This window comes from Salinisphaera japonica YTM-1, from assembly GCF_003788585.1.
Classification (GTDB): Bacteria; Pseudomonadota; Gammaproteobacteria; order Nevskiales; family Salinisphaeraceae; genus Salinisphaera; species Salinisphaera japonica.
Window position 1 is genome coordinate 40,648 of the sequence record NZ_AYKG01000015.1, and the last position, 16,990, is coordinate 57,637.

General features: G+C 64.6%; 19 protein-coding genes. 9 read left to right on the top strand and 10 right to left on the bottom strand.

Annotated features, from left to right (window positions below; all coding sequences use genetic code 11):
- Positions 1 to 53: 53 nt before the first annotated feature.
- The 7 genes from hpf to SAJA_RS06310 form a co-directional block, all read right to left on the bottom strand.
- On the bottom strand, positions 54 to 380 hold the full coding sequence (gene hpf, locus SAJA_RS06280; protein WP_123657812.1) for a ribosome hibernation-promoting factor, HPF/YfiA family: 327 nt from the start codon (positions 378 to 380) through the stop codon (positions 54 to 56).
- A gap of 75 nt (positions 381 to 455) precedes the next feature.
- A complete protein-coding gene (locus tag SAJA_RS06285; RefSeq protein WP_123657813.1) occupies positions 456 to 1,895 on the bottom strand; it encodes an RNA polymerase factor sigma-54 in 1,440 nt (479 codons plus the stop codon).
- Between the two features lie 46 nt (positions 1,896 to 1,941).
- The gene (lptB, locus tag SAJA_RS06290) at positions 1,942 to 2,718 is read right to left on the bottom strand and encodes an LPS export ABC transporter ATP-binding protein (RefSeq protein ID WP_123657814.1); all 777 of its coding nucleotides are present in this window, start codon (positions 2,716 to 2,718) and stop codon (positions 1,942 to 1,944) included.
- A complete protein-coding gene (gene lptA / locus SAJA_RS06295) occupies positions 2,718 to 3,269 on the bottom strand; it encodes a lipopolysaccharide transport periplasmic protein LptA (protein ID WP_123657815.1) in 552 nt (183 codons plus the stop codon). Before lptA ends, lptB begins: the two co-directional genes overlap by 1 nt.
- A complete protein-coding gene (gene lptC, locus SAJA_RS06300) occupies positions 3,259 to 3,789 on the bottom strand; it encodes an LPS export ABC transporter periplasmic protein LptC (protein ID WP_184999776.1) in 531 nt (176 codons plus the stop codon). The genes lptA and lptC overlap by 11 nt, the downstream gene beginning before the upstream one ends.
- A gap of 30 nt (positions 3,790 to 3,819) precedes the next feature.
- A complete protein-coding gene (locus tag SAJA_RS06305) occupies positions 3,820 to 4,362 on the bottom strand; it encodes a KdsC family phosphatase (RefSeq protein ID WP_123657817.1) in 543 nt (180 codons plus the stop codon).
- Positions 4,359 to 5,336 carry a KpsF/GutQ family sugar-phosphate isomerase gene (locus tag SAJA_RS06310; protein WP_123657818.1) on the bottom strand — a complete coding sequence of 326 codons (978 nt, stop codon included), beginning with the start codon at positions 5,334 to 5,336 and terminating at the stop codon, positions 4,359 to 4,361. The genes SAJA_RS06305 and SAJA_RS06310 overlap by 4 nt, the downstream gene beginning before the upstream one ends.
- A 146-nt stretch (positions 5,337 to 5,482) precedes the next feature.
- Here SAJA_RS06310 and SAJA_RS06315 point away from each other — a divergent pair, with 146 nt between their 5' ends.
- The 8 genes from SAJA_RS06315 to SAJA_RS06350 all read left to right on the top strand — a co-directional run bounded on the left by SAJA_RS06315 (position 5,483) and on the right by SAJA_RS06350 (position 12,357).
- A complete protein-coding gene (locus SAJA_RS06315; RefSeq protein ID WP_123657819.1) occupies positions 5,483 to 6,433 on the top strand; it encodes an ABC transporter ATP-binding protein in 951 nt (316 codons plus the stop codon).
- On the top strand, positions 6,430 to 7,185 hold the full coding sequence (locus SAJA_RS06320; RefSeq protein WP_123657820.1) for an ABC transporter permease: 756 nt from the start codon (positions 6,430 to 6,432) through the stop codon (positions 7,183 to 7,185). The genes SAJA_RS06315 and SAJA_RS06320 overlap by 4 nt, the downstream gene beginning before the upstream one ends.
- Positions 7,186 to 7,225: 40 nt before the next feature.
- Positions 7,226 to 7,477, top strand: coding sequence for a BolA family protein (locus SAJA_RS06325; RefSeq protein WP_123657821.1), 252 nt, complete (start codon positions 7,226 to 7,228; stop codon positions 7,475 to 7,477).
- 13 nt (positions 7,478 to 7,490) lie between these two features.
- A complete protein-coding gene (gene murA / locus SAJA_RS06330; RefSeq protein WP_123657822.1) occupies positions 7,491 to 8,783 on the top strand; it encodes a UDP-N-acetylglucosamine 1-carboxyvinyltransferase in 1,293 nt (430 codons plus the stop codon).
- Complete coding sequence (hisG, locus tag SAJA_RS06335) at positions 8,780 to 9,427, top strand: ATP phosphoribosyltransferase (RefSeq protein ID WP_123657823.1); 648 nt, start codon at positions 8,780 to 8,782, stop codon at positions 9,425 to 9,427. The genes murA and hisG overlap by 4 nt, the downstream gene beginning before the upstream one ends.
- Positions 9,427 to 10,722, top strand: a complete 1,296-nt coding sequence (gene hisD, locus SAJA_RS06340; RefSeq protein WP_123657824.1) for a histidinol dehydrogenase — start codon at positions 9,427 to 9,429, stop codon at positions 10,720 to 10,722. The genes hisG and hisD overlap by 1 nt, the downstream gene beginning before the upstream one ends.
- A 535-nt stretch (positions 10,723 to 11,257) precedes the next feature.
- Positions 11,258 to 11,890, top strand: a complete 633-nt coding sequence (locus SAJA_RS06345; RefSeq protein WP_123657825.1) for a glutathione S-transferase N-terminal domain-containing protein — start codon at positions 11,258 to 11,260, stop codon at positions 11,888 to 11,890.
- Positions 11,891 to 11,913: 23 nt separating this feature from the next.
- On the top strand, positions 11,914 to 12,357 hold the full coding sequence (locus SAJA_RS06350; RefSeq protein WP_123657826.1) for a ClpXP protease specificity-enhancing factor: 444 nt from the start codon (positions 11,914 to 11,916) through the stop codon (positions 12,355 to 12,357).
- A gap of 464 nt (positions 12,358 to 12,821) precedes the next feature.
- Here SAJA_RS06350 and SAJA_RS06355 read toward each other — a convergent pair whose 3' ends face one another.
- From SAJA_RS06355 to SAJA_RS06365, 3 genes are read right to left on the bottom strand one after another with little or no spacing between them, the layout of a single operon-like run.
- Complete coding sequence (locus tag SAJA_RS06355; RefSeq protein WP_123657827.1) at positions 12,822 to 13,427, bottom strand: D-sedoheptulose-7-phosphate isomerase; 606 nt, start codon at positions 13,425 to 13,427, stop codon at positions 12,822 to 12,824.
- Positions 13,417 to 13,782, bottom strand: a complete 366-nt coding sequence (locus SAJA_RS06360) for a YraN family protein (protein ID WP_123657828.1) — start codon at positions 13,780 to 13,782, stop codon at positions 13,417 to 13,419. The genes SAJA_RS06355 and SAJA_RS06360 overlap by 11 nt, the downstream gene beginning before the upstream one ends.
- 14 nt (positions 13,783 to 13,796) lie before the next feature.
- A complete protein-coding gene (locus SAJA_RS06365; protein WP_123657829.1) occupies positions 13,797 to 15,779 on the bottom strand; it encodes a penicillin-binding protein activator in 1,983 nt (660 codons plus the stop codon).
- Between the two features lie 198 nt (positions 15,780 to 15,977).
- Between SAJA_RS06365 and rsmI the strand changes: the two genes are divergently transcribed.
- Entirely contained in the window at positions 15,978 to 16,838 is an 861-nt protein-coding gene (gene rsmI, locus SAJA_RS06370) for a 16S rRNA (cytidine(1402)-2'-O)-methyltransferase (RefSeq protein ID WP_123657830.1), read from the top strand.
- The last annotated feature ends 152 nt before the right edge of the window (positions 16,839 to 16,990 follow it).

Here is a 16,990-nt window from a genome sequence, read left to right on the forward strand (position 1 = left end):
AGGTGATGATCACCGACGGCCCGACCCGGGCAACGGGCCGAGCCGGAGACTGTCTAGTCGGTGCTCATGTCGATATGACGGGCCTCGCGATTGTGATGATCGCAGGCTTTTTCCTTGTGCTTGACGGTCTGGCGATCGAGCTTGTCCACCATGGCGTCGATCGCGGCGTACATGTCGTCCTTGGTGGCCTCGGCATGCAGCTTGGCCCCACGGATCTGCATGGTGGCCTCGGCCTTGTGACGCAGCTTTTCCACTTCCAGAACGACCTCGGCATCCAGCACGTGATCGAAATGGCGCTCGATGCGCTCCATCTTCGAGCCGACGTAGTCTCGCAGGGCATGGGTCATATCCAGATGATGACCAGAGACATTGAGGTTCATTGCGTGCTCCTTGGCAGCAGTGGGTAAACGCTGCGACCGGTGCGGCGACAAGACCCGCGCCGGTCGGATCCGAATCTATGTCTTTCTGCGTCGTTCGTGCGAGGGCGCGATCGATAGCGCCTCGCGATACTTGGCCACGGTACGCCGGGCGACACGGATGCCGTTATCCAGCAGCCGCTCGGCGAGCTTGCTGTCGGATAGCGGCTTGTCCGCGGCTTCGCCGGCCACCATGCGCTTGATCATGGCCTGAATCGCCGTGGCCGAGGCGCTTCCGCCGTCGGTGGTCGATACATGGCTGGAAAAGAAATACTTGAGCTCGAACACGCCGCGCGGCGTCTGCATGTATTTGTTCGCCGTCGCCCGGGAGACGGTCGATTCATGTATGTCCAGTCGTTCGGCAACATCACGCAGCACCAGCGGCTTCATGGCCTCCTCGCCATATTCCAGAAAACCGCGCTGGGCTTCAACTATGGCGTGGGCGACCTCGAGCAGGGTGTCGTTGCGCGACTTGAGGCTGTTGAGAAAGAACCGGGCCTCCTGCAGATGCGAGCGCAGCGTGCTCTGGTCGGCCGACTTGTCCGCGCGCTTGATCAACGACAGGTAGTGCGCGTTGATACGCAGTTTCGGCGCGATCTCCGGGTTCAGCGCCACCTGCCAGCCGGCCGCACTGCGCGTGACGTGAACCTCAGGCACGACGTAGTCGGCGGCCTGGGCCGAAAACGCATCCCCCGGATAGGGCGTAAGTGAGCGCACCACGCGCCGGGCGGCCGCCAGATCGTCGGCGTCCACGCCCAGCTGGCCCGCCAGATCCGCGTGCTCGCCCTCGGCGAGCACGGCCAGCCATTCATCGCTGAGCAGGCGGCCGGCCAGGGCATGGCCGGGCAGGCTCGAATCCAGGCCGGCCCATTGAATCTGCAAACATTCGCCCAGCGAGCGCGCGGCCACGCCCGGCGGGTCAAACGCCTGGATCGCGGCCAGCACGGCCTCGGTCTCGGCATGATCCAGCGTGGTGTCGCGCGCGACGGTGGTGGCCAGCTCGTCCCAATCGTCGATCAAACCGTTGCCATCGATGGCATCGATGATGATTTCGGCCGCCGCCCGCTCGGCGGGTGAAAAACCGGCCATGTCGGCCTGCCAGATCAGGTGCGTGGCCAGATCCGGGGTGCTCGACAGATTGGCCTGGCGATAGGCCCAGTAGTCGTCGTCGTCACCGGCGGGCGCGCTGCTGGTCGGGGCGGGCGCACTGGCGTAGATGTCGTTCCAGTCGGCGTCCACGGGCAGGTTTTCCGGAATATCGGGGCTGTCGCCGCCCGAGGCGTCCGGCTCGGCCTGGCGCGTCTTGGCATCAACTTCCTGTGTGCCGTCGTCGGCCTCGAGCATGACGTTGGTTTCCAGCGCTTCCTGGATCTCGGTCTTCAGGTCGAGCGTGGACAGCTGCAGCATGCGGATGGCCTGCTGCAGGGCCGGCGTCATGGTCAGCGTCTGGCCGAGGTTGAGGCCCAGTGACTGTTTCATGCTCATTGGGCTCAGGCACCGCCCGTCGTGGCGTTGCAAACACGGCTCATAGCCGGAAATCTTCGCCGAGATACACGTCGCGCACCTTCTGATCGGACAGGATCTTGTCGCCTGCACCTTCAGCGATCACCTCGCCGTCGGCCAGGATATAGGCCCGGTCACAGATCGACAGCGTTTCGCGCACGTTGTGATCGGTGATCAACACGCCGATGCCGCGATTCTGCAGGTGGCGGATGATCGCGCGGATATCGCCGATCGAGATCGGGTCGATCCCGGCAAAGGGCTCGTCCAGCAGCATGAAGGTGGGCTCGGCCGCCAGGGCACGGGCGATCTCGACCCGGCGCCGCTCGCCGCCCGACAACGACAGGCCGGTCGAATCCGCGATATGCCCGATCGACAGCTCGTCGAGCAGCTTGGTGAGCTCGGATTGAATATCGGCCCTGGACAGGCCGGGCCGAACCTGCAGGATCGCGCGGATATTGTCGGCGACGGTGAGTTTGCGAAACACCGAGGCTTCCTGCGGCAGATAGCCGATTCCGAGCCGGGCGCGTCGATGCATGGGCAGGCCCACGAGATCGGTCTCGCCCAGCCGGATCTGGCCGGCATCCGGGGCCACCAGGCCCACGATCATGTAAAACGAGGTGGTCTTGCCTGCGCCGTTGGGCCCCAGCAGGCCCACGACCTCACCGCGGGCAACGCGCAGATCCACCCCGGCGACCACTTCGCGGGCCTTGAAACGCTTGCGCAGGCCCGTGGCCACCAATTCGGCGTGTTCATCCGCCCGAGTGGCTCGGGCCTGGCGTTCGGCTTTGGAATCCGCCATTACGAGCCTGCCTCGCCGGCGCTGTCGGGCTGGATCGTGATGCGTACCCGGCCATCGTTGTTGGCCCCGGCGCCGCCACTGCCCTGGGCCTGGGTCTGGCCCGTGTCCAGATTGCGCGTGATCACCGGCGAGTTGATCGTGTCACCCCCGGCACGGTTGAGCACAGCGTCGCCGCGCAGGGTCAGCGTGGCGTTGGCATTGGTGTATTCGAGCTGGTCGGCGTGGCCGGTGATGCGCTCGGGGCTCGTGCTGTCCGGCTGCTTGTCGATATGGGCGGGGTTGCCGGTCAATACTGCTTTGACGTTACCGCGGTCATTGATACGGGTGATCACCAGCCGGGCGCCGGTCAGCGTCAGCCCGCCGCGGGTGAGATGCACGTTGCCCGTGTAGGTCGATACCCCGGTTTTCTGGGCGAAATCCGCGCTGTTGGATTCGATCTGGATCGGCAGGTTCGAGTTGCTTTGGGCGATGGCGGCCAGCGAGACACCGGCCAGCAGCCCGGCGGCGCCCAGGCGCGACAGACAGGTCAGACGAAGAGTGTTACGGCGCATAGCGGGCCTGTACGTTGCTTAAGAGATAGATCGTGTCGCTGGCCAGATCGGCGCGCATGCCGTCGCCTTCGACCTGTTCGCCCGGCTGGCGCGCCACAACGTGGGCGTCGGAGTCGATCTGATCCTGATCGGGCCGGATCCAGGCGTGATCGGTGGTGACATGCACGACCTCGCCGTTGGCCTGTTCATGGGTGGCCACGATGCCGTCATAGAGATAGATATCGTGGGCGCCGGGCGGCATGCGTGCGCGTTTGGCATCGATATCCCACGGGGCAGCCAGTTCGCGCACGTAGTGCACGGTTATATCCTGCAGGCGCGCGGCCTCGTCGGGAAAATGAAGCGCCTGAACGGTGTGGGCCCTGTAGGCCAGCGCGCCGTCCTTGTCCAGCTGATAGAGCGTGGCGTCTTCGAGATAATAGTCGCTGTTGTCCGGCGTGGTGACGACATCACGCGCCGGGTCGGCGGCGCTACGCTGGCCACCGAGCCAGCGCCCGACCCCTATGATAATGACGAGCGCCACAACCAGCGCAATCGCATAGCGCCACATGGCTCAGCTGCGCCCGGCCGCGCGGGCGCCAATCAAGAGTTCACAGGCCTCGCGCACGGCACCGGCGCCGCCAGGGGCCGCACTGATCCAGTCCGCGGCTCGGCGCAGCTCGACCACGGCGTCGGCGACAGCCAGTAAAAGCCCGGGCCCGCCGGTCAGGCTGTCCGCCAGGGCCAGGTCGGGCAGATCATCGCCCATCACGGCGATATCGCGTGGGGCCAGGCCCAGCGCATCGCGGATGCCGGCCAGGGCGCCGGCCTTGTCCTGGCAGGCCAGATGGACACGCTCGATGCCCAGTTCCGCCATACGACGGGCCACGGCCTCGGAGGGCCGGCCACTGATCACGGCGATCTCGATACCGGCGGCCTGCAGGCGTTTCAGGCCCAGGCCGTCGCGTACGTGCATGGTCTTGATTTCGCCGCCGTGGGCGTCGAGATACAGCCGGCCATCGGTCATCACGCCATCGACATCAAAGACCGCCAGGCGGATGGCGGCCGCCCGGGTCTGGATATCGTGGGCGCCGTTGTCGCTATCCAGAAAGGTCATAGCACACCGGCCCGCAGCAGGTCCTGCATGTTCAGCGCGCCCACCGGGCGATGCGCGTCGTCCACCACGATCAGCCCGCCACCGCCGATACGATGTGTCTCGAGAACATGCACCGCCTCGGCGGCCAGTATGTCGGCAGTGACGGTCTTGGGCGATACGGTCATATGATCCGCGATGACGGCCTGTTTGATATCGATATCACGATCGAGCGTACGCCGTAGATCGCCGTCGGTGAATACACCGAGCAGGGCGCCGTCGCCGTCCACCACGCCGGTCATGCCCAGGCCCTTGGCCGTCATCTCCAGCAGTGCGGCGCGCAGGCCGGCGTCGTGAGGCACCAGGGGCAGGGCATCGCCGGTGTGCATCAGATCGGCCACGGTCAGCAGCAGCCGACGGCCCAGCGAGCCGCCGGGATGGCTGCGCGCGAAATCCTCGACCGTGAACTCTCGTGCCTCGAGCAGGGCGATCGCCAGGGCATCGCCCATGACCAGTGTGGCCGTGGTCGAGGCCGTGGGGGCCAGTTCCAGCGGGCAAGCCTCTTGGCTGACCGAGACATCCAGATGCACCTCGGCGTGGCGGGCCAGTGTCGAAGTCGGGCGCCCGGTCAAGGCGATGATCGGCGTGCCGATGCGAGCCAACGGGGCCAGCAGGGTCAATACCTCGGCGGTCTCGCCGGAATAAGACAGGGCGATGACCACGTCAGCCGCGGTGATCATGCCCAGATCGCCGTGGCTGGCCTCACCGGGGTGCACGAAAAACGCGGGGGTGCCGGTCGAGGCCAGTGTGGCCGCGATCTTGTTGCCCACATGCCCGGATTTGCCCATGCCGGTGACGATGACGCGCCCGGTGCAGCCCAGAAGCGTGCGGGTCGCCCCGGCGAAGGTTTCATCGATGCGATCAGCCAGGGCGGCCGCTGCCGCGGCCTCGATGCCGATCACGCGTCGGCCGGTGGCCATGAGAGTCGCAGTGTCCATGACGCGCCAGTCTATCGCAGCTGGCCGGGCTCGCGTGCAACATCGATGCCACAACGAGGCCGGTCGGGCGATGAGGCGGCGGATCGCTGGGAGCGGCGGGGCACGAGGCGTATACTCCGCCGCCTTGCCCGATCATCGAGCCTTGCATGACGGAACCGGCGATCTCTTTCAAAAACGTCCAGAAACGCTATGCCACCACGCATGCGTTGAAGGGCGTGTCCTTCGATATCAAACGCGGCGAATACTTCGGCCTGCTGGGGCCCAACGGCGCCGGCAAGTCCACGTTGATCTCGATCACCGCGGGCCTGGCCCAGGCCAGCGGCGGCAGCGTAGCTGTGCTGGGCCACGATGTCGTGACCGACTATCGCGCGGCCCGTCGGGCGCTGGGCGTGGTGCCCCAGGAGCTGGTCTATGACCCGTTCTTCTCGGTGCGCGAGATGCTGCGCCTGCAGGCGGGCTATCAAGGCTGTGGCAAAGAGGTCTGGCCGTGGATCGACGAGCTGCTGGAGCGCCTGGAGCTCGAGGACAAGGGCGCGAACTCGATCCGTCAGCTCTCCGGTGGCATGAAGCGGCGTGTACTGATCGCCCAGGCCCTGGTGCACAAGCCCGAGGTCGTGATTCTGGACGAGCCGACCGCCGGCGTAGACGTCGAGCTGCGGCGCACGCTGTGGAAGTTCACCCGGGATCTGAACGCGGCCGGCCATACCATCGTATTGACCACACATTATCTCGAAGAGGCCGAGGAGCTGTGTGATCGCATCGGTATCCTCAACCACGGCGAGCTGCAGGTGCTCGAGGACAAGGCGGCCCTGCTGGGGCGCCATCCGTATCGCTTCCTGTCGCTCGAGCTGTCGGCCCAGGGTGAAACACAGGCCCTGCCCGACCACGTCGAGCGCTTGGTCGAGGCCCGCCGCGGCGACACGCTGGATCTGAAGCTGCGCCAGGGCGAGGACTTTATCGGCGAAGTGATCGAGGGCGTACGCGGGGCGGGCTATCGCATCGTGGATGTGCATACCCGCGAGCCGTCGCTGGAGAATATTTTCGTCGAGCTGACGATGGATAAGGATCAGAACACCGATAACGAGGTGACGGCATGAACTGGCGCGGCTGCTACACCCTGTTCGTCAAGGAGATCCGGCGTTTCTACAGCGTGATCCTGCAGACCGTGGGCGCGCCGGTGATCACGGCGCTCTTGTATATGCTGGTCTTTGGTCAGGTGCTCCAAGGCCAGACCATCGAAGGCGTGCGTGCGGTGGAGTTTCTGGTGCCCGGGCTGATGATGATGTCGATCATCCAGAACTCGTTCGCCAACACGTCGTCATCGATCACGCAGTCCAAGATCATGGGCAACCTGGTCTTTCTGTTGATGTCGCCGTTGTCGGCCTTCGAGATCTATCTGGCTTATATCGCGGCCTCGTTGGTGCGCGCGGTGCTGGTGGCGATCGTGCTGTATCTGGTGACCCAGTTCTTCGTGAGTGTGCCGATCCACGAGCCGCTGCTGATGCTGGTGATGTTGATCTTCTCCGGCGGCACGCTGGCCGTGATGGGGCTGATTGCCGGTATCGTGGCCAACAAGTTCGATCATCTGGCGGCGTTTCAGAATTTCTTCATCCTGCCGATGAGTTTTCTCTCCGGCGTGTTCTACTCGATCCAGAACCTGCCGCCGTTCTGGCAGCAGCTGTCTTATTTCAACCCGTTCTTCTACATGATCGACGGGTTTCGCCACGGCTTTTTCGGCGTGGGGGATGCCAACCCGCTGGTCAGCCTGATCGTGGCCGCGCTCTTCTTCGTGGCCGTATCGGCCGTGGCCATCACCATGCTCTCGCGCGGCTACAAGATCCGTGGTTGATCGCGTAGCATTTCGCGTCAGTTTTTAGAAGGAACACGTCATGTACAGCCCAGACGCTATTCGCGAACTCATCGAAACCGGCCTGCCGGACGCCAGTGTCGAGGTGATGGGCGACGACGGCACTCATTTCGCAGCCCGCGTGATCAGCGCCAGCTTCGAAGGCAAGGGCATCGTCGAACAGCACCGTATGGTCTATGCCACCCTGGGTGATCGCATGGGCGGCGAGATCCATGCGCTGTCGCTCAAGACGATGACGCCCAAGCAGGCCAGCCAGGCCGGCCTGGCCTCGTAACCGGAAGCGAAACATGGATCTGTTGCGTATCCAGGGCGGTGGCCCGTTGACGGGCACCGTACGGGCCAGCGGGGCGAAAAACGCCACGTTGCCGATCATGACAGCGGCGTTGCTCATCGATGAGCCGCTGTTCGTGGAAAACGTGCCGCATCTCGAGGATGTGACCACCACCAACGTGCTGCTGGCGCATATGGGGGTATCGGTCACGGTGGGCGACTACATGGTCATCGAGGCCGATGCCTCGACCATCACCCGCTGTGTGGCGCCGTATGATCTGGTCAAGACCATGCGCGCCTCGATCCTGGTGCTTGGCCCGCTGCTGGCCAAGCGCGGGGAGGCTGAGGTGTCCTTGCCCGGCGGCTGTGCCATCGGTGCGCGGCCGGTGGATATCCATCTGCGTGGCCTGGAAGCCATGGGGGCCGAGATTCGCGTCGAGAACGGCTATGTCAAGGCACGTTGCAGCCGCTTGCAGGGCGCGCATATCGCCATGGACATGGTTACGGTCACCGGTACCGAGAACCTGATGATGGCGGCCACGCTGGCCGACGGCGTCACGATTCTCGAAAACGCCGCCCGCGAGCCCGAGATCGTCGACCTGGCCAACTGCTTGACGGCCATGGGCGCAGACATCGAGGGGGCCGGTACGTCGACGATCAAGATCCGCGGCAAGAAAGCCCTGCACGGGGCGACGCATCGCGTGGTGCCCGACCGGATCGAGACCGGCACTTATCTGGTGGCCGGTGCGGCCAGTCGCGGCAAGGTCACGGTCACGCACACCGAACCCGCGCTCATTGATGTAGTGCTGGCCAAGCTGGAAGTGGCTGGTGCTCAGGTCGAGCAGGGCAACGACTGGGTCAGCGTGGACATGAAGGGGCGGCGCCCGACATCGATCGATGTGCGTACTGCCCCGCATCCGGGCTTTCCCACGGATATGCAGGCCCAGTTCTGTGTCCTGAACGCCGTGGCCGACGGCGTCGGCATGGTCACCGAGACGGTGTTCGAGAACCGCTTCATGCACGTCTCCGAGCTCGAGCGCATGGGCGCGCGTATCCGTCAGGAAGGCCATACCGTTCGGGTCACCGGTGTGGAAAAGCTCACCGGTGCGCCGGTGATGGCCACCGATCTACGGGCCTCGGCCAGCCTGGTCATCGCCGGGCTGATCGCCGACGGTGTGACCGAGGTGCGTCGCATCTATCACATCGATCGCGGCTATGAATGCATCGAGGAAAAGATGGCCCAGCTCGGCGGTATCATCCAGCGCGTGCCGGACAAGGCACCGGTCAATGCGCGTGAGGTCACCCCATGAATCAAAGCCCCGATACGCTGACGCTGGCCCTGTCCAAGGGCCGTATCCTCGAGGCCACGCTGCCGCTGCTGGCCTCGGCCGGTATCACGCTGCAAGATGATCCCGAGACGTCGCGCAAGCTGGTGTTCGAGACCAACAAGCCCGGTCTGCGCCTGTTGGTGATTCGTGCCTCGGACGTGCCGACGTTTGTCTCCTACGGCGCGGCCGATATCGGCGTGGCCGGCAAGGATGTACTCATCGAGCACGGCGGGGCCGATCTCTATGAGCCGGTGGATCTGGGCATCGCCAAGTGCCGGCTGATGACCGCGGGCCTGCCGGGTGCCATGGACGCCGCCAAGCATCGCCCGCTGCGCGTGGCCACCAAGTATGTCGAGACCACGCGGGCGCACTTCGCCCGCATCGGGCGACAGGTCGAGATCATCAAGCTCTATGGCTCGATGGAGCTGGCCCCGATCGTTGGCCTGGCCGATGTTATCGTGGATCTGGTGGATACGGGCAACACGCTCTATGCCAACGGCCTGGAGCCGTTCGATCTGATCGAGGACATCAGCGCGCGGCTGGTGGTCAACAAGGCCGCGCAGAAGATGAAGCACGCCCAGATCGGCGAGCTGGTGTCGTTGTTCGGCCAGACCGAGGCCGCGTGATGCAGCGGATCAGTACCACCGACGCCGATTTCCAGGCGATCTTCGAGCGTCTGATCGATCGTGATGCCCCGGGCCTGGCGGAAATTGACACCCGCGTGAGCCAGATCATCGCCGATGTGCGCCAGCGCGGCGACGCGGCCGTGCTGGAATACACCCGCACGCTCGATCGCCGGCCCGAGGCCGACCAGGCCGCGCTCGAGGTGTCTCAGGCCGATATGCAGGCTGCGCTGGACGGTCTGGCCACCGAGGATCGCGCAGCCCTCGAAGCCGCGGCTGAGCGGATCGCCGACTATGCCCGCTCGCAAAAGCTGGTTGACCATTCGTATGAGGATGACCACGGCAATCGTCTCGGCCAGGTGGTGCGCCCGATCGAGCGCGCGGGGGTGTATGCGCCCGGTGGCAAGGCAGCTTATCCCTCGAGTGTGCTGATGAACACGGTGCCGGCGAAAGTCGCCGGTGTTTCCGAGATCATCATGGTCTCGCCCACGCCTGACGGCCTGCGCAACCCCTGGGTATTGGCGGCCGCTGCCGTGGCCGGGGTGGATCGGCTGTTCACCATCGGCGGGGCACAGGCGGTGGCCGCGCTGGCCTATGGCACCGAAACCATCCCCGAGGTGGACAAGATCGTGGGGCCGGGCAATGCCTATGTGGCCTCGGCCAAGCGACAGGTCTTTGGCCGGGTGGGCATCGAATCCGTGGCCGGGCCGTCGGAGGTGTTGATCATTGCCGACGGCACCGGCGAGCCCGAGTGGACCGCGCTGGATCTGTTCGCCCAGGCCGAGCACGACGAAATGGCACGCGCCATGGTCGTCTCGCCCGACGCTGATTTTCTGGATCGGGTAGCCGCCGCGGTCGAGGCGATGATCGAGACCCAGCCCCGGGCCGATATCATCCGGGCGTCGCTGTCCGGCCAGGGCGCGCTGATTGCCACCCGCGACATGGCCGAATGCGTGGCGTTGTCCAATCGGATCGCCCCCGAGCATCTCGAGCTTGCCGTCGATGCGCCCTGGGCACTGGTCGAGGATATCGTGCATGCCGGTGCCATCTTCTGTGGCCACCGCACGCCGGAGGCTTTCGGCGACTACTGCGCCGGGCCGAACCATGTGCTGCCCACCGGGCGCACGGCACGCTTTTCATCGGCGCTGGGCGTCTACGACTTCCAGAAACGTATCTCCGTGGTCGAAGCCAGCGCCGACGGCGCGGCCCATCTGGCCCCCATCGCCTCGCGCCTGGCGCGCGGCGAAGGCTTGTTTGCGCATGCGGCGTCGGCCGAGGCTCGGGCGCGCGACTCGTAAGTCTGGCCGCGAATGAATAAAGACAGGAAGACAATCCGCCGATGAATGCCGATGGCCGCAGATGAAGATTACGATGGCCTGAACTTAGTGGCTGATCGTGCAAGATGTTTATCCGCAGATTTCACAGATTAAAAGACTAGGTTTATGAGCTGATTGACCCGGTGAGTGCGATGACTCCGGGCCCGTGACACCGCCCAGCCAATCTGCGTCATCTGCGAAATCTGCGGATTATCTTCCTGCCTGTATTCATTTGCGCGTATTAGCGTTCATTCGCGGACGATGCTTTGCTAGTGCGCGCTTTCAAAGCCAAGGCTTCTTGATTGATTGACTTGGTGAGCGCGATGACTCCGGGCTCGTGGCATCGCCCAGCCAATCTGCGTCATCTGCGCAATCTGCGGATTGTCTTCCTGCCTGTATTCATGCGCGGATAACCAACCAAGCGTTCTCCAAACGCCGACCGAAGCCCGCAGGCCGCGTGCTATAGTCGATGATCGTTCGGCGCGCGTTGTTTGCGTCGCGTTACGGGAAATCGTCTATGGCCAATCGCCGCGCATCCATCACCCTCTACAGCCGTCCGGCCTGTGTGCACAGCCATCGTGTTCGTCTGGTGATGGAAGAAAAAGGTGTTGCCAACTACGATATCGTCGAGCTGCGCGAGGGTGAGGAAAGCGAAGACCTGCTTGATCTGAACCCGTACAACACGGTGCCCACGCTGGTCGAGCGCGAGCTGGTGGTCTATGACCCGCGCATCATCATCGAATACGTCGACGAGCGTTATCCGCATCCGCCGCTGATGCCGGTCGATCCGGTGTTGCGCGCCCAGTATCGTCTGGCGATCTATCGCATGGAAAGCGATCTGTACCCGTTATTCGATGACCTGGAATCTACGCCGGCCGTGGCCAAGAAGGCCCGTGCCCGCATGACCGAACTGCTCACCACGCTGGCTGCCGATTTCGCGCCGAAAAAATGGATCGGCGAAGAGTTCTCGCTGTTGGATTGCACGCTCGCGCCCATACTTTGGAGGCTGGAGCATTACCAAGTGAAGCTGGGCGAGCGTCACGGCGAACGACTCGAAAAATACGCCGCGCGCCTGTTCGCGCGCGACGCGTTCAAGCGGAGCCTGTCCGCGATCGAAGCCGAGATGCGCCCGTCGCTTGCCACGCACTGATTCAACGCATTCGAGGCAATCCCATGGCCGACGAGCAGAAACTCACCTCGCGCCGTCCGTATCTCATTCGTGCCCTGTACGACTGGGTGCTGGATAACGATTTGACGCCGCATCTTCTGGTGGCCGCTGACGCCCCGGGCGTGGATGTGCCGCGCCAGTTCGTCACCGAAGACGGCAAGATCACGGTTAACGTCGCCCCGGGTGCGGTGCGTGCGCTCGCGCTGGAAAACGACATCATCCGCTTTTCGGCGCGTTTCTCCGGTGCCAACTACAACGTCGTCGTTCCGCCCGGTGCGGTGCTGGCCCTGTATGCGCGTGAAAACGGCGAGGGCATGCTCTTCGGGGAAGTCGAGGAGAGCGAAGATGTCGCCATCGCCGACGGCGAGAGCGGTGACGAGCCAGCCGCCGAGGAAAGCGCCGAAGAAGCCGCCAAGAAGAAACGCTCGCATCTGAAGGTCGTCAAATAGCGATTCGTCGGTTTGCGGGCAGTTCGCATAAGGCTGTCTGCGAATAAGCGCGAATGAATACAGGCAGAAGACAATCCGCCGATTAACGCCGATGGCTGTAGATGAAGACTACGGTGGTCTGAACTTCGAGGCCGACCGTGCAGGATGTTTATCCGCAGATTTCACAGATTGAAAGATTAGGCTTTCAAGTCGATTGATCCGGTAAGTTCGACGACGCCAGGCTCGCGGCATCGCCCAATCAATCTGCGTCATCTGCGGATCGTCGTCCCGCCTGTGTTCATTTGCGCTTATCCGCGTTCATTCGCGGACGATGCTTTGCTCGTGCGCGGTTTCAAAGCCTAGGCTTATTGATTGATTGCCCTGGCGAGCGCGATGACTCCGGGCTTGCGGCATCGCCCAACCAATCTGTGTCATCCGTGTAATCTGCGGATTGTCTTCAGTCGAACGCGCGCCCAGCGGCTCGATCAGTCTTCCGAGGCGATGCGATCCTCGATCAGCCGACAGATGCAGTGGATGAACAGCAGGTGGATCTCCTGGATTCTTGCGGTCACGGGATCGGCGACCCGTAGCTCGATATCCTCGGGCCCGAGCCGGGTGGCCATTGTGCCGCCGTCGCGGCCGGTGAGTGCCAGTACGGTCATGTCGTGTGCGTGGGCCGCGCGTATGGCCTCGACCACACTGGCCGATTGGCCACTCGTCGAGATGGCCATGAGTATGTCGCCCGGGCGCCCGAACGCCTCGACCTGGCGCGAAAACACGGCCTGATAGCCGGCGTCGTTGGCGATCGCGGTGAGTGTCGATGATTCCGAGACCAGCCCCATGGCGGGCAGGGCGCGCCGGTTACGTTCGAAGCGATTGACCAGCTCGGAGGCGAAGTGCTGGGCATCGCCCGCCGAGCCGCCGTTGCCACAGGCCAGCACATGGCCGCCGGCGTTACAGCTGGCCAGGATCCGGTCGGCGGCGGCGATCAGCCCGGCCTGATTGGCCGCCAGCGCGTTTTCGTTGGCCTGCCGGGACTCGGCAAACAGGTCAGCGATGAGCGCCCGGCGTGGGTCGGTGTCATTCGGCATAGAAGGCATTCTCGATCCAGTCGATCTCATCGTTGGCATCCACGCCGACCACATCAAAACGTATCGGCTGGCGGGCCAGGCGCGGGCGTTCGGCCAGCAGGTGGCGCGTGGCCAACACCACGCGGCGCTGCTTGTGGTGGGTGACGCTGGCCGCGGCCGTGCCGTAGTCGGCCCGCGAGCGATACCGCACCTCGACGACGATCACGCTGTCCGGGCCTTGATAGACGCGGTCCAGCTCGCCGCCACGCACCTGATAGTTGGCGGTGATCAGCCGCCAGCCCCGTTTTTTTGCTGCCGCGTCCACGCGCGCCTCGGCGGCATCACCGAGGCGCTGGCGTCGCGTGCGGGACAACATGCGGCTACTTCAGGCTAGTTCAGACCGGCGCCGACGTTACCTTGGGTAGGCGCTGTGTTGGTGCGGTAATCGCTGCCGCGACTCGGGGCGCGCGAGCTGGGCATGGCTCGCACGTCCGCGGTCGACGGCATCGAGAGCGTCTGTGGCCGGCCGTTTCGGAACACGGCCCAGCCCAGATAGCGCGTGATGTGCCCGTCGCTGCGCGGGGCCAGCACGCCGGTCATGCCTTCCAGCGGTTCGTCGGCGCTCAGCTCGGCTTTGGCCACCCGGCGAGCCAGTACCCAGGCATCCATACCCATGGCAAACAGACGCGCATAATCGGTCGCGCTACTGCCATACGTGCTGGCTGCCTCTTGGCGCAGGCGTGCGATGGTGCCGCCATTGCCCAGCACCCAGGGCATGTCCACGAAGTTGACGCCGTTGAGATCGATATCGCTGTCCGGATCCGGCTGGCCGGCGTAGGCATGCGAGGTGGTGACCATGGGCAGGTCGCCGGCGTGGTAATACTTGAGCTGGCTGCGGATCAGACGTGCCTGCGTGGGCTGACCGGCCACGAAGATGACGTCGGCGTTGGCCTGGTTGCCACGCCCCAGCACGGCCTGGATGGCCTGGCTGTGATCGTGGGTATCGCTGTTGTAGGTGCGGTAATCGACGAGCTGGCCGCTTTCGGCGTTGAGTGCATCGCGAAAACCGTCGAGCACGCGATCGCCCCAGTCGCCCTGGGGCACCAGGGCGATGGCGTTACGATCCCCCTCATCGACGGCATGACGAGCCGCCGAAGCCGCCTCGTCCGCCGGATCCAGGCCGAACTGATAAAAACCGTCCCGACGAACCGGCTCATCGATCGTGTTCAGCCCGATTTCCGGCATGGGCAGCTGCTGACGTGCCATGGCCGCGACCTTGTCCTTGTCCAGCGGGCCGACGAGGATGCCGATACCGTCGTTTTCGGCGCGCTGGGCGAGGGCCTGGGCGTTCAGGTTGCTCGAATCATAAGAGATCGGGCTCGGCAGGCCGCCGGTGTTGTTGCGATAGGCAAAGGTAAAGCCATCACGAATCGCCCCGGCGGCATTCTTGAATGCACCGCTCATCGGCAGCGCCAACGCGACCTGATCGCTGCTGGGCTTGGCCGCGGCGCTGCCGGCGGTGTTCACGCCGCCGCGCGTGACCGGCTGTACTGCCATCGTGCCTTGATAATCGAACTGATCGGCCAGCACGAAGCGATTGGCGGGGTGGCCGCGATAGGTCTGCTGCCACTCGGCCAGGGCGTCGTCGCGCTGGCTGCGATCAGAAAACGCGCGCTGGCCGATATCGGCCAGGGCCAGCCAGCCGCGCACGGTGTCGTCGGCATTGGCGGCATCCGTGCTGTCCGGGCCGATCCCCAGGCCGATGGCGTCGGCGGCCGCATCATAAGTGCGCTCGTCGTTGGCTTGAACCGCGGTCTGGCGTTCGAGCCAGGCGCCTCGCTGGACAAGGGCCGCGATGCCCTCGACCGGCCGGTTGGCCGAAAACTGGATTTGGGCGCGTTTTTCCCACACGCGCTCAGCCACGGCCGGTGCCGTGTTCTTGGCCGGCGGTGGCAGGTTGGCCAGTGCCTTGCCGGGTGCCATGTCCGCGATCGCGATTTCACGCTGCGCCAGGTTGTAGCGGGCGTGATCGACCGGGCCGAGCGTTGACGGATCCAGGCTGGCCAGCATCTGACGCGCGGTCTGTACATCACCCGCCTGAGCGGCGGCCAGGCCGGCCTCGAGTCGATACATGCGTTGGGTATCGGCGTTCGTGGTTCGGCCAGCGGCTTCGCCGTAGCGCGCGGCCGCCTCGGCGTAATCGCCCTGGTCGGCGGCGCGCTGCGCGGCATCGGCCGGTGACAGTCGCGCCTCGCCCCCGGCGGTGCCCGGGCCGGCGTTCTGGCTGGCACAGCCGGCGACAAACAGCATCAGCAGGCCGATACAAAAAAGACCGGCGCGTGTGCCGGCGCCGCCATTCAATCGGATCATCATGATCAAACTCCCGAAGACGTGGCCTGGCAGATCGCCCCCGTCTAGGCCACTATGCGCGCATCATAGCAGTGCCACCGTGTGGTCGTGCCAGCCCGCCGGCCTGGGGCTGTTCGACTGCGGTTGCCTACGACCGCGCCGCCATCGCGTGGCCACGTCGATTCGCCACCCCTGAAAGCGATTCTTTATCTCGAGTCTCTTATGAATCAAGCATCGACGCCCGGCATTCTATGGATCGTGGCCACGCCCATCGGCAACCTCGGTGATCTGTCGACGCGAGGCGCTGCGATCCTGGGCGAGGTCGATCTGATCGCGGCCGAAGATACGCGTCACACCCGGCGTCTACTCGATCATCTGGGGCTCGCCACACGGACGCTGTCGCTGCACGAACACAACGAGGACGCGCGTGCCCAGGGGTTGATCGCGCGTCTGCGCGACGGGCAGTCGATTGCGCTGGTCAGCGATGCGGGCACGCCGCTGATCAGCGATCCCGGCTATCGTCTGGTCTCGCACGTACGCGCGGCCGGACTTTGTGTACAAACCGTACCCGGCGCGTCCGCGGTGATCGCGGCACTATCGATCTCGGGCCTGCCCACGGATCGGTTCGTGTTCGAGGGGTTTCTGCCGACCAAGCCCGGCGCCCGGCGCAAGCGTCTCCAGGCTTTGGCCGATGAACCACGCACGCTGGTCTGCTACGAGTCATCCCATCGTATCGCCGCCTGTGCGGCCGACTTGGGTGCGGTGCTCGGCGAGCGGGCCGTAACACTGGCGCGCGAGTTGACCAAGCGTCATGAACAAAGCGTCTGTCTGAAAGCCTGTGATCTGGCGGCGTGGCTGGCCGATGACGCCAACCGAACACGCGGCGAATTCGTGCTTGTCATCGCCGGGGCGCCGGCACGCGATATGCCAGACAGCGCGGTCTCGCTGGAGGCGGTGTTGAACGAGCTCGTGCCGGCACTCGGCACCAAGAAGGCCTCCACGATCGCGGCCCGTCTGACCGGCACGCCGAAGAAAAGCGCCTATGCCGCGGCCCTGGCGATGACAGGCAACGATAGCCAATAAGCCGATGCCCGATTAGGGCCTGTTGCCGTTTCATGCGGGCCCGCGCCAAGCGCTGTTTTACGGCAAGATGAGGCGTAGCCCACGCCGCGCAGTCACTCTGCGCTAGTGGGCTAGAACGCTGTATTGCCGCAAAACAGCGCTTGTCCCGAAGG